At 63.9% G+C, this 14,081-nt stretch carries 10 protein-coding genes; 7 read left to right on the top strand and 3 right to left on the bottom strand.

Going from position 1 to position 14,081, the window contains the following annotated elements:
• Nucleotides 1-130: 130 nt before the first annotated feature.
• Genes JNB89_RS00650 through JNB89_RS00635 form a run of 4 tightly spaced genes read left to right on the top strand, consistent with a single transcriptional unit; the run spans nucleotide 131 to nucleotide 6,402 of the window.
• Nucleotides 131-3,727 (top strand): response regulator, encoded by a 3,597-nt coding sequence (locus JNB89_RS00650; protein WP_220360865.1) that lies wholly within the window; start codon nucleotides 131-133, stop codon nucleotides 3,725-3,727.
• Between the two features lie 55 nt (nucleotides 3,728-3,782).
• Nucleotides 3,783-4,628: a CheR family methyltransferase gene (locus JNB89_RS00645; protein ID WP_041729473.1), complete on the top strand. Its 846-nt coding sequence runs from the start codon at nucleotides 3,783-3,785 to the stop codon at nucleotides 4,626-4,628.
• Between the two features lie 7 nt (nucleotides 4,629-4,635).
• Nucleotides 4,636-5,265: a chemotaxis protein CheB gene (locus tag JNB89_RS00640; RefSeq protein ID WP_220360864.1), complete on the top strand. Its 630-nt coding sequence runs from the start codon at nucleotides 4,636-4,638 to the stop codon at nucleotides 5,263-5,265.
• Nucleotides 5,266-5,274: 9 nt separating this feature from the next.
• Nucleotides 5,275-6,402, top strand: a complete 1,128-nt coding sequence (locus JNB89_RS00635) for a hybrid sensor histidine kinase/response regulator (protein ID WP_220360863.1) — start codon at nucleotides 5,275-5,277, stop codon at nucleotides 6,400-6,402.
• Between the two features lie 28 nt (nucleotides 6,403-6,430).
• Here the strand turns inward: JNB89_RS00635 and JNB89_RS00630 are convergent, their stop codons facing one another.
• Entirely contained in the window at nucleotides 6,431-7,372 is a 942-nt protein-coding gene (locus JNB89_RS00630; protein ID WP_013341226.1) for a LysR family transcriptional regulator, read from the bottom strand.
• A gap of 176 nt (nucleotides 7,373-7,548) precedes the next feature.
• On the opposite strand from JNB89_RS00630, the gene JNB89_RS00625 reads away from it, so the two are divergent.
• The 3 genes from JNB89_RS00625 to JNB89_RS00615 all read left to right on the top strand — a co-directional run bounded on the left by JNB89_RS00625 (nucleotide 7,549) and on the right by JNB89_RS00615 (nucleotide 10,606).
• A complete protein-coding gene (locus JNB89_RS00625) occupies nucleotides 7,549-8,748 on the top strand; it encodes an aromatic amino acid transaminase (RefSeq protein ID WP_135892062.1) in 1,200 nt (399 codons plus the stop codon).
• 87 nt (nucleotides 8,749-8,835) lie between these two features.
• Entirely contained in the window at nucleotides 8,836-9,627 is a 792-nt protein-coding gene (locus tag JNB89_RS00620; protein ID WP_220360862.1) for a class II aldolase/adducin family protein, read from the top strand.
• A 4-nt stretch (nucleotides 9,628-9,631) separates the two neighbouring features.
• Nucleotides 9,632-10,606, top strand: coding sequence for a 2-dehydropantoate 2-reductase (locus JNB89_RS00615; protein ID WP_220360861.1), 975 nt, complete (start codon nucleotides 9,632-9,634; stop codon nucleotides 10,604-10,606).
• 33 nt (nucleotides 10,607-10,639) lie between these two features.
• Here JNB89_RS00615 and JNB89_RS00610 read toward each other — a convergent pair whose 3' ends face one another.
• Together JNB89_RS00610 and JNB89_RS00605 are read right to left on the bottom strand one after the other, a co-directional pair.
• Nucleotides 10,640-12,598: an AI-2E family transporter gene (locus tag JNB89_RS00610; protein ID WP_220360860.1), complete on the bottom strand. Its 1,959-nt coding sequence runs from the start codon at nucleotides 12,596-12,598 to the stop codon at nucleotides 10,640-10,642.
• A gap of 163 nt (nucleotides 12,599-12,761) precedes the next feature.
• Complete coding sequence (locus JNB89_RS00605) at nucleotides 12,762-14,042, bottom strand: DUF445 domain-containing protein (RefSeq protein ID WP_220360859.1); 1,281 nt, start codon at nucleotides 14,040-14,042, stop codon at nucleotides 12,762-12,764.
• Nucleotides 14,043-14,081 lie beyond the last annotated feature (39 nt).

Raw genomic sequence — 14,081 nt, 5'->3', positions numbered from 1 at the left:
GCGCTCGTATGCGCCATAACGAGGACCCGTCAGGTATGATTAAGCGCTTGCCTAACCACGCGAGAACCCACGCGGGATCCCCGAAAAATATTCCGGATCGCAACGACCCGTCTTGCTGAATATAGAAAAAATGACCGCATCCCAGGTTGTCGACGAACGCTACTTTCGCGGCATCATCCGCCGGAACATCGCATTGCCGTTATTGGTCGGCCTGATCACGATAGCCGTATTCGTGGGGCTGATTGTCTACCTCGTTTCCACCACGAATCTCGCGGAGCACTCAGAGCGCGTGATCGGCAAGGCAAATCAGATGCTGCGTCTCGCGGTGGAGCGCGAATCGTCAATGCGCGGGTTCCTCATTACGGGTGACGAAAGCTTTCTCGGCCAATACGACAGCGGCGGCCCGCAGTTCAAAGCGCAAATGGAGGAACTGCAGGCTCTCGTTTCCGACAACCCGATGCAGGTCGAAAAGCTCAAGCAGATCGCTACGATTCAGGAGCGCTGGAACCGCTTTGCCGAAAACATGATCGACTCGCGCCGCAGAATGCAGGACGTGGCGAGCATCGTGACGAGCGGGCGCGGCAAGATGGAATTCGACGCCATACGAAAGGAGTTCGACGACTTCCTCGACGTGGAACTGCGCTTGCGCCAGGAACGCAGCGAGGCGTCGCGGCGCCTCACCGGCGTGCTGGTCACGGTGTTTCTGATCTTCAGCATCGGCATAAACAGCCTGCTTGCTTGGATGGGCCGCCGGGAATTACTGAACCTGGCCGGTGCGTACGACAAGGCGCTGCGTCAGCAGGCGGAACAGACCCAGGCGCTGGAGCGGCAGGTGTGGCTGCGCTCCGGGCAGCGCATGCTCGCCGAGCGCGTGGTCGGGCAGGCCACGCCGCAACTGGTCGGCACCGCAATGCTGGATTGCCTCGCGCAGTACCTGGATGCGGTAGTTGCCGCTCTGTACGTGCGCGACAAGCGGCACGGCACGCTGCGCCGCATCGCGACCTACGGGTTTAGCCGCGAGGGCGAGCAGGCCGCCGCGCGCGACTTCGGCCAGGCGGACACGCTGGTGGGCCAGGCGGCCGTGTCGCGCCGGATGGTCGTGATGCGCGACGTACCCGACAATTACATCCAGGTTGTTTCGGCAACCGGCAAAAGCGCGCCGAAGAACCTGATCATCATGCCAGTAGCAAGCGAAGGCGAGGTCAATGGCGTGGTGGAACTCGGCTTCATGCGCCCGCTCGCGCCGCGCGACGAAGAGTTCATCGAGCTCGTCAGCAACAGCATGGGCGACTTCATCGAGGCGGCGCTCTATCGCGAACGCTTGCAGGACGCGCTGATCGAAACGCAGCAGTTGAACGAAGAGCTGCAGGTGCAGCAGGAAGAACTGCGCGTTTCCAACGAAGGTCTGGAGGAACGCGGCCGCGCGCTGCTCGACACGCAAACGCGGCTACAGGCGCAGCAGGCGGAACTCGAACAGACCAACGTGCAGCTCGAAGAGTATGCGCACCGGCTCGAGCGGCAAAAAGCAGAGCTGCTGCGCGCCCAGGACGACCTTGCCGCGAATGCGGAGCGTCTCGAGCAATCGAGCCGCTACAAGTCCGAGTTCCTCGCCAACATGTCGCATGAACTGCGCACGCCGCTCAACAGTTCGCTGATTCTCGCCAAGCTCCTGCAACAGAACCGCACTGGCAACCTCACCGAAGAGCAGGTGCGTTACGCGGAAACCATTCACGCATCGAATAGCGATCTGCTGGTGCTGATCAACGACATCCTCGATCTCTCCAAGGTCGAGGCGGGGCAAGTGAGCGTCGAACTGGAAACCGTTTCGATCGACGCGACGCTGCAGTCGCTCGAAGAGCTTTTCAAGCCGATGGCGGGCGCCAAGCATCTGAGCCTGGTGTTCGACCGTTTGCCCGGTGCGCCCGAAACTATTGTCAGCGACGGGCAGCGCGTCACGCAGATTCTGCGCAATCTGCTGTCGAACGCGGTGAAGTTCACGGAGCGCGGCGAGGTCGCGCTCTCCGTCGCCCCGGCGGACGACGGCATGCTGCGCATCGACGTGCGCGATTCCGGCATCGGCATTGCGGCCGACAAGCTGGAAATGATCTTCGAAGCGTTCCAGCAGGCGGACGGATCGACGAGTCGCCAGTACGGCGGCAGCGGCCTTGGGTTGTCCATTTCTCGCGAATTTGCCCGCTTGCTGGGCGGCCGGATCACCGTTGCAAGCGAGCTCGGCAAGGGCAGCGTGTTCACGCTATGGCTGCCGCTCGACGCACGCGCGGCGCTGGCCGCGGGCGGCGAAAGCGCAACTGCGGCCGCGCAGCAAGCCACGCCCGCAATTGCAACCGGCACGAACGGCAACGCGGATCAGGCACTGGTCGCGCCCGTGTCGTGGAGCGATGCGGCAGCGTCGGTCATCACTCCGGCCAACGGTTTGCTGGCGGCGCGGCCCGCTTCTGCAGAGGGTGCCGGCAGTGCCGCGCAGGCAGGCGGCGCGCAGGAGAGCGGCCTTGCGGCCATTGCGGATGACCGCGAGCACCGCACACGCGCCGGCCGTCTGATCGTGGCGGTCGAAGACGACCTCGCGTTTGCCGAGATTCTGCGCGACCTGGTGCACGAGCTCGACTTCGACTTCGTGCATGCGAGCAACGCGGCAAGCGGGCTTGCGCTCGTGCGCGACATGCGCCCGGCGGCCGTGCTGCTCGACGTAGGCTTGCCGGACCGCTCGGGCCTCACCGTGCTGGAGTGGCTGAAGAACGACCCGCTCACACGCCACATTCCGATTCACATCGTGTCGGCCACGGACCACGCCGACAAGGCGCTGCATCTCGGCGCCATTGGCTATACGCTCAAGCCAACCGCGCGCTCCACGATGGAAGCCGCGATCCGCCGTCTCGAAGCGCGCCTGCAACAGCGTCTGAAGCGCGTGCTGGTGATCGAGGACGACACGCCGATGCGCGAAAGCATTCGCGCGCTGCTGCAAAGCGAAAACACCGAGATTGTTGCGGTCGCAACGTTGTCGGAGGCGCTCGAGCACCTCGGGAAACTGTCGTTCGATTGCGTCGTGACCGACCTCGCGCTGCCGGACGGCACTGGCTACGACCTGCTCGAGCGCCTCGCGGGCAATCCGGAACATGCGGCGTTGCCGGTGATCGTCTACACCGGGCGCATGCTGTCCGACGAAGAAGAGCACCGCCTGCGCCGCTATTCGAAGTCGATCATCATCAAGGGTGCGAAGTCTCCGGAGCGCCTGCTCGACGAAGTGACGCTGTTTCTGCACAGCGTGGAGTCGTCGCTTGCGCCCGAGCAGCAGCGCATGCTGCGCACCGTACGGCAGCGCGATAATGCATTCGAGGGGCGCACGATCCTGCTCGCCGAAGACGACGTGCGCAACATCTTCGCGCTTTCGCATGTGATCGAGCCGCTCGGCGCAAAGCTGCAGATCGCGCGCAATGGCCGCGAAGCACTGGAGGCGCTGGAAAACGGCCCCGAAGTGGATCTGATCCTGATGGACATCATGATGCCGGAGATGGACGGTCTGACTGCAATGGGCGAGATCCGGCGCAATCCGCGTTTCGCGCATTTGCCGATCATTGCGCTAACGGCGAAGGCCATGGCGAACGACCGTTTGCGTTGCCTCGAAGCGGGCGCGGACGATTACGTGTCCAAACCCATCGACGTGGACAAGCTGGTTGCGCTGTGCCGTGTCTGGCTGCGCCAGCGGTAATGACGAACACAACGCAGGTGACGCAGTGGTGCAAGCGGGCGATACGGGCAACGCAATGAGCCAATCCGAACTGGACGCACGGCAACGCATGAGCGATTTCGACATCGAGTTGAAATTGCTGCTGGAGGCCATTTACCTCAAGTACCAGCACGATTTTCGTCACTACGCGATGTCGTCGCTGCGCCGCCGCCTGTCGCAGGCGCTTGAAGAGTTCGGCCTTGTTACGCTGTCGCAATTGCAGGACCGCATCATGCGCAACGGCGACGAATTCTCGCGGCTGTTCCAGTATCTCACCGTGCAGGTGAGCGACATGTTTCGCGATCCTGCCTATTTCCTCGCGCTGCGCGAACACGTGTTGCCGCGTCTTCGCACGTATCCGTCCATCAAGGTGTGGGTGGCCGGTTGCAGTACGGGGGAAGAGCTTTGGTCGCTAAAGATTTTGTTCGACGAAGAAGGCTTGACCGAACGCACGCTGTTTTACGCGACAGACATCAATCCCGACGCACTGGCGCGCGCCGAGGCCGGCATTTATGCGCTAGACCGGATTCAGGGCTTCACGCAAAACTATCTGGCGGCGGGCGGCACGCGCTCGCTTTCCGATTATTATCACGCGGCATATAACGGCGCGCGTTTCGCGGGCTCCCTGAAGGGCCGCGTGGTGTTCGCCGATCACAGTCTTTCTACCGACGAGGTTTTTCTCGAAGCGCACCTCGTGTCGTGCCGCAATGTGCTGATCTATTTCGACCGCGGCTTGCAGGATCGCGCGCTCGGGTTGTTCGAAAACGCGCTGGTGCGGCGCGGCTTTCTCGGCCTCGGCAGCAAGGAAACGCTGCGTTTTTCGCGTCATTACGAAGCCTTCGACGAATTCCGTCCCGGCGAACGCATTTACCAGAAGCGCTGATACCAACGTGACCACGCGCTCAATCACTCGGCCCGAAGCCCGCGCAACGCGCAGCGCGCAGGATGCGCGCGCCTGCGAGCTCGTCGTGATCGGCGGTTCGGCGGGCGGCATGGAGGTCATCAATCTGCTGCTCGACGCGTTGCCCGCCACCTTCGCACCAGCCGTGATGATCGTCATGCATCTGCCGCCCGATCCGCCGAGCTATCTCGTGCACGCGCTGGCGCACCGTTGCGTCCTGCCTGTGGTCGAACCGGACGCCGGCGAGCAGATCACGCCGGGGCGCGTGCACGTCGCGCCGCCTGGCTATCACATGCTGGTCGAGGTGGACCGTACCGTTGCGCTTTCAACCGATGCGGCCGTGCGCTTTTCGCGGCCATCCATCGACGTGCTGTTCGAGTCCGCGGCCACGGTGTATCGCGAGCATTTGCTGGCGTTGCTGCTGTCCGGCGCGAACGACGACGGCGCGCAAGGCCTGCAGCGCGTGCGCGCATTGGGCGGCGTGACATGGGTGCAGGACCCGGGCACTGCCTCTTCGCCCGACATGCCGCGTACCGCGATAGAACGCGGTGCGGCTGATTTCATCTATTCTCCCGAAACCATGGCCCGGCGGCTCGCAGCATGGCCGGCCTCTCTTTGACCCGATGCCATGTCGAACCCACCCGTAAATATTCTTATCGTCGACGACATCGCTCACAACATCACCGCGCTCAAGGCATTGTTGACGCGTCCCGATGTTGCCGTGCTGGTGGCCGATTCGGGCACGGCCGCGCTCGATCTGCTGCTCAAGCACGAAGTGGCGCTCGCCATTCTCGACGTCAACATGCCCGGCATGAACGGTTTCGAACTGGCAGCGCTGATGCGGGGCAGTCCGCGCACGTCGCATGTACCCATCATCTTCCTGACTGCTACCGCTCAGGATGCGTCGCGCACGTTTCGCGGCTACGAAGCGGGCGCGGTGGATTTCCTCTACAAGCCGTTCGATCCGCGCATTCTGCAATCGAAAGTGGACGTGTTCGTTCAGCTCGAGCAGCAGAAGCGCCAGCTCGCCGCGCAACTCGTCACTACCCAGCAGATGCTGGAAGCGAACGAGATGCTGATGGCCGTGCTCAGCCACGACCTGCGCACGCCGCTCGGCGCGGTGCTCGCGTCCGCCGAATATCTGATGCGCACCGCCGCCGACCAGCAGTCCGCGACAGTGGCGGCACGCGTAAAAAACAGCTCGCTGCGCATGGCGCGCATGGTCGATCAACTGCTCAATCTCGCGCGTCTGCAAGGTGGACGCCTGCCGTTGCAGCCGCGCTCAATCGAACTGGCGTCGCTGTGCCGCTCGGTGATCGACGAATTCACGTCGCGCGAGAACGGCAAGCGCATTGTGTTCACGAGCCACGGCAACACTGCGGGCGCGTGGGACACGGATCTGGTGTGGCAAGCGGTGTCGAACCTTGTCAGCAATGCGCTGCACCACGGCGCGGAGGGCGGCGACGTCAGCGTGGAAGTGGATGGCGCAGCGGACGAATTCGTGCGGCTGAAGGTGGCCAACCGCGGCGTGATTCCGCCTGAAGTGTTCCCGCATCTCTTTAAGGCATTCGGGCCCAACAACGGCGGCTCGCGCTCGCGCCAGGGGCTTGGTCTCGGCCTGCACATCGTGCACGAAATCGCGCGTATGCACGGGGGCAGTGTCAGCGTGAAATCCGACGAATCCGCCGGCACTGTCTTCACTATCGAACTGCCGCGAATGGTCACGCTGCAGCGCGGCTCGTTTTCCGGCAAATGAGCGCGGCAACTCGCATATCGGCCCCGTTCTAGCCGCGTTTTACTCGCGCATGCGCCTGCATGTCGCGATCCCAGCGCTTCAGCCACGGCAGCAGGAAGTCAGCGAAGCCGGCAGCGGGCGGTGACAGCGCTCGCTCTGTGGAGCGATACAGACATACCTCGCGGATCGTTTCCGGCTCGACGATCCGTTTCATCACCAGCCCGAAAGTGCGCGCGAGCGGCGCCACGTAAGCCGGGGCGAGCGTCACTGCAAGGCCTCGCGAGGCGATACCGAAAGCAGTGGTGACGTTGTCCACGACGTCGACAGGAACAATGCGCGCCTCGACGGGCAGAACCGCGAGCATCTGGTCGACCGCGCGTTCGTGGTCGCGCCCCGTCGCGACAATCGGGATATTGCGCAACTGCTGCCACTGCACGCGCCTGCGCTCGCCGAGCGGATGCGAAGGCGCACACCACATGACCCACGGACTCGCGAACGCGGTGTCCCGCTGCACGCGCGCACCGCTTGGGCGATCGGGCCCAATGGCGAGATCGACGTCCGCGCTTTCTACACGCTCGACCAGTTGCTCCACCACCGTGTCGCAAATGCGCACGACTACCTTGGGCTTGTCGCGCGCGTAGTCGGCAATCGCCGCGGGCAGCGCGGTGGATGCAAGCACCAGCGGCGCGCCGATGCGCACGATGCCGGCGGCGCGGTTGCGGATATCGTCAGCGGATTGAGCGGCGGCGCGCACATGGCGCAACACGGATTCAGCCGAGGCGAGAAAGTCGTGCCCTGCGCTCGACAGATTCACGCGCCGCGTGGTCCTGTCGAACAGGCGAAAGCCGAGTTCCGCTTCGAGTTCGGCGAGCAGTTGACTGACCGCGGACGAAGTGAGCCCGAGCCGCCCGGCCGCTGCGCCGATGCTCTGAAGATCCACAATGGCGAGAAACGCCTCGAACTGACGGATGGTCACGCGGGTAAGAGCCATCCCGCGATTATAAAGAGCAACTTACGAATCGTGAAAAATCGGTTGATTGTGAATAGTCATGTGCTGATCGACACTTGTCCCAATCGACGCGAGTCCGCAAAGGCGCTTAGACTTTCCGTCTCGCCCCGCGGTGCGACGCCATGCAAAGCTCGGCGGGCTCCAATCAAGGAAATGCCATGTTCGAACATATTCCCGCCTATCCAGGCGACCCCATTCTCAGCCTGAACGAAGACTTCCAGCTCGATCCGCGCCCGAACAAAGTCAATCTGAGCATTGGCATTTATTTCGACGACGCCGGCAAGCTGCCCGTCATGGACGCCGTGCGCCGCGCGGAAACGGCTTTGCTCGATGCAATCGGCCCGCGTTCCTATCTGCCCATGGCGGGCCTGCCGCTCTACCGCGAAACGGCGCAGGCGCTCGTCTTCGGCGCGCACAGCGAAGCGCGCGCAGCCGGCCGCATTGCGACATTGCAGACCATCGGCGGCTCGGGCGCGCTGAAGGTCGGGGCGGACTTCCTGCGGCGTTATTTTCCCGCTTCGCAAATCTGGATCAGCGACCCAAGCTGGGAGAATCACCGCGTCGTGTTCGAAGGCGCGGGTCTAACCGTCAATACCTATCCTTACTACGACGAGGCGACGGGCGGGCTGCGTTTCGCCGATATGATCGACACGATCGACCGGCTGCCCGAGCGCAGCGTCGTGCTGTTGCACGCCTGCTGCCACAACCCGACGGGCGTCGATCTGAGCGCCGCGCAATGGGCCGAGCTCGTGCCGGTATTGCAGCGTCGCAAGCTGATCGCGTTCGTCGATATGGCTTATCAAGGTTTCGGCGCGGGCCTCGAGGAAGACGCCGCTTGTGTGCGCATGCTGGCGGAGGCCGGCATTCCGCTCATGGCAGCCAATTCGTTTTCGAAGAATTTCTCGCTGTATGGCGAGCGTTGCGGTGCGCTGAGCGTGGTGTGCAACAACGCTGACGAAGCGGGCCGCGTGCTTGGCCAGTTGATGTCCACCGTGCGCGCGAACTACAGCAATCCGCCCACGCATGGCGCGCGGCTGGTTGCGAACGTGCTGTCGGATGCGTCGCTGCGCGCTTCGTGGGAAGCGGAGCTGGCCACCATGCGCGAGCGCATTCTCGCGATGCGCGGCACGATTCACGCGGGACTTGCGGGCCGTGTCGACGAAGTCATGCGCGCGCGTTACGTCGCGCAACGCGGCATGTTCACCTACACGGGCCTGAGCGAGAGCCAGGTCGAGCGGCTGCGCAACGAGCACGCAGTGTACGTGCTGCGCTCCGGCCGCATGTGCGTGGCGGGCCTGAATGCGCGCAACGCGGACTACGTGGCGTCGTCGATTGCAGCGGTGGTGGCCGACGCATAGCGGCGCTGCGACGCGAGCCGCTCTCGCCCGCGCGCGCAGCGGCAGGCGGGCGAAGCGCACAGCCAACGGATAACCCTGGAGACGTCGATGACGACACTTGATATCGCAGCGGCGAGTGCGCCGAAAAACGCCGCTATGCACCCCGACGAACGGCAGGCTCGCGTGCAACTGGCTGCCTGTTACCGCATTTTCGACATGCTCGGCTGGACCGAGATGATCTACAACCACATCACGTTGCGCGTGCCGGACAGCGTGAGCGGCGGTGAGCGGCAGTTCCTCATCAATCCCTTCGGCTTGCACTACAGCGAGGTGACCGCAAGCAATCTGGTGAAAATCGACGCGCAGGGGCGCGTGCTCGACGGCTCGCAGTATCCGGTGAATCCCGCTGGTTTCGTCGTGCACGCGGCAATCCATCAAGGCGTGCCGGGCGCGCATTGCGTGATGCACACGCATACCACGGCGGGCGTTGCGGTGGCCTGTCTGGAAGAGGGCTTGCAGCAAACCAACTTCTACAGCGCGCAATTGCACGAGCGCATTGCGTATCACGACTTCGAGGGGATCACCGTGCATGCGGAAGAGGGGCCGCGGCTCGTCGAACATATCGGCGACAGGCAGGCGGTGATTCTGCGCAATCACGGCCTGCTTGCATGGGGCGCCACCTTACCGCAGACTTTCGCGATTCTCTGGACGCTGAACCGCGCGTGCGAGATTCAGATGGCGACATTCTCGATGGGCCGGGCGCGACCGGTGCCGCAAGAGGTCGCGATCCGCTGCTCGCGCGACGCGCTCCAGTTCGATCCCCGCCACGGCGCGGGGCAGGACGTGTTCGACGCACTCGTGCGGCGTGTCGAGCGTATCGACGCCAGTTACAAGGACTGAATTCATGAAGGCAGCAATTTACGGCGCAGGCGCCATTGGCGGTTGGATCGGCGTGAAGCTCGCGCAAGCGGGTCACGAGGTTGGCGTGATTGCACGCGGTGCGACCCTTGCCGCCGTGCGTGAACACGGCTTGCGCCTGATCGAAGGCGGCAGCACGCATACAGTGGAAGTTCAAGCCGACGAGCATCCAGCCGCGCTCGGCGTCCAGGATCTGGTGGTAATCGCGGTCAAGGGGCCTGCGATGGCTTCGGTGGCCGCGCAGATCGCGCCGCTGCTCGGCCCGCAAACCATCGTGCTGACCGCCATGAACGGCGTGCCGTGGTGGTTTTGCGAGGGACTCGGCAGCGCTTTCACGGGCAAGCGGCTCAAGAGCATCGACCCCGACGGTGCCATTGCCGCCGCCATTCCCACTGAGCAGACAGTGGGCTGCGTGGTGCATGCCAGTTGCCTCGTCGAGGCGCCTGGCGTGATCCGCCATCATCAGGGCAATGGGCTGATTATCGGCGAGGCGGCGGGGCGTTCCGGCGAACGCGTGAACGCGCTGGCAGGCACGCTGGCCGCGGCGGGTTTCAATGCGTCGGTGTCGGAGCAGATTCAGCGCGACGTCTGGTACAAGCTGTGGGGCAACATGACGATGAACCCCATCAGCGCGATCACCGGCGCCACTACAGATCGCATTCTCAGCGACGAGCTGGTGCGCGGCTTTGTCACGAGCATCATGCTGGAGGCCAAGGAGATCGGCGCGCGTTTTGGCATTCCGATCGACCAGCATCCGGAAGACCGGCATGCGGTCACGCTGAAACTCGGCGCGATGAAAACGTCGATGCTGCAGGACGTGCAGGCCGGCAAGGCAGTCGAACTCGACGCATTGGTGAGCGCGGTTCGCGAGCTCGGGCAACTAACCGGCGTCGACACGCCCTACACGGATGCGCTGCTCGGGCTCGCGCGTCTGCATGCACGCACGCTGGGCCTGTATTGAGGGCGGTGTGCCGGCCAGCAGCGAGCCGGCCGGTTACTCCGCAGCACCGGCGACATGTGAATGCTCGCGCGAGTGCAGCACGGAAGCGGCCACCTGGCATTCCTCGATCATCGCGCGGAACGTAGGGGCACAATGCGCTGCGGCGGTCGCGCCCATTGCTGCGTCGTGCCCGTTTTCTGCGGTGCCGCCCACGCCGACCACGAGCGTTGCCCGTGGCCGCCATTCGCGCGTGCGCCGCAGCATGTTGCGCAGATAGGGCGGCGACTCCGGAGCGTCCAGCGTCACGATGCAGATGATCGGCGCATTCCTGAAGCTCGGTTCGTCGGCGCGCGCGCTGCGGTAGCCGGAGTGCGTCGCCATGATTGGCGCGAAGCCGAGGCGGCCGAGCAGTTGCACCGCGATCGCGGTCGTCACTTCGTCGAACGCGCCGCGCCCCGGCACGCATAGCACCGCGGTTCTCTCGCCGCCGTTGTGCGAGGACGAATGAGCGCGCGCATGAGTGGCGTTTCGCTCGGACAGATCCGCCGACGTAGCCGCGTGCAGCGCCAGCGTGTCGTGCGGTTCCGGGCGCGCGAGGCGGTCCGGCAAACCCTCCGCAATTTCGAGGTTTTCGACGATGTCCACCAGCGCTTCGTTCACGCGCGCCAACTGGTCGGGCATCAGCACACCGCGCATTGCATCGTTGCGCGCGAGTTTGAGCCCTTCGAGCGCGACCTTGTCGTAGTAGTCGATCAACGACATCTCGCGCAACAGGCGCTCGGCCTGCACGATCGCTTCGTGCGGATCGTCGGCGAGCAGCCGTTGATAGAAAGTTTGCGCGGGCGTGAGCGCTGGCTGGTCGCCGAGGAGCACCGTCAGAAAGTTCAGGCGGTCGGCGTAACGCCCGAGCGTTACCAGGCACAGAGTGAGCGGCGTGGAAAGCACGAGGCCAATCGGCCCCCACAGCCAGCTCCAGAAAATAGCGGCCACCACCACCGCAAGCGGCGAGAGCCCGGAACGGTGCCCATATAGCAGCGGCTCCGCAATCTGCCCGGCCACGACGTCCACGACGATAAACAGAATCAGCGTGTACACCGCCATCGTCCATTGCGGCTGGATAGCGGCGGCGAGGAACACCGCGAGCAGCGCCGCGATCCAGATGCCGATATATGGCACGAAGCGCAGCAGCGCCGCAATCACGCCGAACAGCAGCGCACCCGGCACGCCGATGATCGCAAGACCAATCGCGATCACGCCGCCCGCGCTCAGGTTCACGCCCAATTGCGCGACGAAGTAGCGGCTCAGACGCACGGCAGCGTCGTTGATCGCGGTGGTCGTGCGATGCAGGTCGCGCGAGCCGAACAGGCTGATCAGGCGGTCGCGCAAGTCCTCGCGTTGCAGCAGGATGAAGATTGTCACCACCAGCACGATGAACGTGGTTTCAATCGGCGCGATGGCCGGCGACAGTGCGCGCTGCGCGAGTTGCAGCGGCGTGGGCGACGGCTCGTGCACTTCGACGGGCGTGGGCACGGCCGGCGCATTGCGCGCCGCGCGGCCGGTAGGCCGTGGCGGCGGCGGCTTCGAGGGCGCCACGCGTTGCAGCGTGGCGGCCGCTCGGGTCATCAACGAATCGGCGCGGCCGATCGTTTTCTCCTGCACGGTCTCGATCTTCTGCTCGATGGCCACCTGATACTGCGGCAAGTCGCTCGCGAGTTGCACGAGCTGCGCGCCGATCAGCGCGCCGATCGCAAGCAGCGCCGCAAGTGCGAACAGCACGGCAATGAAAATAGACGGCAATTGCCCCATATGCAGGCGCCTTAGCGTCTGCACGAGCGGCGCGAGCAGAAAGCTCAGCAACACGGAGAGCGTGATCGGAATCAGCACCGCGCGGCCGAAGTAAAGCGCGCAAACCACCACGACGCCGGTAATGACCGACGCAAGGCCATGCAAGCCGGGCGCGCCGGGAGGATAAACGCGGTTCGGGCGCCCGTGCGGCGGTAGGGATATTTTCATGAGCACACTGTCCGATTGTGCGGCGCGGTCGCTTTCAGATCCTGCACGCGATGAACGCGGCGCAGGATCGGGCCATAGAGCCATGGGCCATAGGGCCACTGCGACGGAGCAAACCTTATGCCCGAATTGTATGCGTTCTGCGCTGCGATGCGATACAGGCGCGCTAGCCGAACTGCACGCGCAACAACTCGAATAGTTGCGAACTCACATAAAGCAGCAAGCCGATAAAGCCGCCCACCACCGTACCGTTGATGCGGATATATTGCAGATCGCGGCCGATGTTGAGCTCGATTTGCCGCGACATGTCCTCTGCGTTCCAGTTCTTCACGGTATCGCTGATATGTCGTGTGAGGAAACGCGCAAACTCCGGCGCCATCGCGCGTGCGGCTTCTTCCAGGTGGTCGTTGAGCGACTGGCGCAGCGCCGCGTCGTTCGCGAGCTCGCGGCCTACCCATTGTCCGGCCGCGACGACTCGCGCGTGCAATGCCGAGTCGCTGCTTTGCAGATCGCGTTTGAGCCACGCGCGCAATTCGCCCCACATGTCCTTCACGTAGGAGGCGAGCGCTTCGCCTTCCACGAGATAACGCTTCAGTTCCTCGCCTTTTTGCAGGAACGCGGGATCGTTCTTGAGCTTGACGATCAACTTGTGTGCGGCGTCATCGAATTTCTGGCGCAACTGGTGCGTGGGGTTTTCGCTAATCTGTTCGAGCATCCGGTTCACGGCGCTGGCTATCGCCTCGGCGCCTTTCTCGCCGAGCCACGCGGACGGCAGAATCTTCTCCATCTTCGGGTACTCGCTCTTCACCCAATCGACGATACGTTCCGCGATAAACTCCCGCGCCTCTACCTGGCGCAGCAGCGCGAGAACCTGCTCGATGCCGGCGTCGAGCAGTTCCTGATGGCGGCCGTCCTTCGTGAGCGTGTCGAGAATCGAGCCCATCGACTGTGACAGATCGACTTTGCCGAGCACGTCGCGCAGCGCGTCCTTGATGAACGCCTGAATGCGCACGTCGTCAGTGAGATCGAGCATGCCGCCCGTCACCTTCACCACGTAATCGGCAATACGTGCGCTGTTCGCAGGCGCCGAGAGCCAGCGCGTGATGCTCTGCGCCGGGTCGTGCTTCTTGATCAGCCCGACGAGCGACGGCACGTCGAGAAACTTGTCCTGCACGAAGACGGCCAGGTTGTCGGCAATCTTGTGCTTGTTGCGCGGAATGATCGCCGTGTGTGCGGAGACAATCGGAATCGGCACGCGCCGGAACAGCGCGGCGACAGCGAACCAGTCGGCGAGCGCGCCCACCATCGCCGCCTCGGCCACCGCCTTGATACCGTCGATCCACACGCCGCGCGGCAGCAACGCCGTCGCGACAAAGACGCAGGCCGCGGCGGCGAGCAGCAGCAAGGGCGTGCGTTTGGCTTTCTTCAGTTCGAGTGCTTTGTTCATCGGCGCGAGAGCCCGGGTCTGGAACCGCGAGTTTAGCGC

The sequence above is a fragment of the Paraburkholderia phenoliruptrix genome (assembly GCF_019511605.1).
Taxonomy (GTDB): Bacteria; Pseudomonadota; Gammaproteobacteria; order Burkholderiales; family Burkholderiaceae; genus Paraburkholderia; species Paraburkholderia phenoliruptrix_A.
The sequence above is the reverse complement of the archived record's forward strand: the minus strand, read 5'-3'. Positions and strand labels throughout refer to the sequence as shown.

Coding starts and splice junctions, on each gene's coding strand:
- JNB89_RS00650 (WP_220360865.1), top strand. CDS start 131: ATGACCGCATCCCAGGTTGTCGACGAACGCTACTTTCGCGGCATCATC.
- JNB89_RS00645 (WP_041729473.1), top strand. CDS start 3,783: ATGAGCCAATCCGAACTGGACGCACGGCAACGCATGAGCGATTTCGAC.
- JNB89_RS00635 (WP_220360863.1), top strand. CDS start 5,275: ATGTCGAACCCACCCGTAAATATTCTTATCGTCGACGACATCGCTCAC.
- JNB89_RS00625 (WP_135892062.1), top strand. CDS start 7,549: ATGTTCGAACATATTCCCGCCTATCCAGGCGACCCCATTCTCAGCCTG.
- JNB89_RS00620 (WP_220360862.1), top strand. CDS start 8,836: ATGACGACACTTGATATCGCAGCGGCGAGTGCGCCGAAAAACGCCGCT.
- JNB89_RS00615 (WP_220360861.1), top strand. CDS start 9,632: ATGAAGGCAGCAATTTACGGCGCAGGCGCCATTGGCGGTTGGATCGGC.
- JNB89_RS00630 (WP_013341226.1), bottom strand. CDS start 7,372: ATGGCTCTTACCCGCGTGACCATCCGTCAGTTCGAGGCGTTTCTCGCC.
- JNB89_RS00605 (WP_220360859.1), bottom strand. CDS start 14,042: ATGAACAAAGCACTCGAACTGAAGAAAGCCAAACGCACGCCCTTGCTG.
- JNB89_RS00610 (WP_220360860.1), bottom strand. CDS start 12,598: ATGAAAATATCCCTACCGCCGCACGGGCGCCCGAACCGCGTTTATCCT.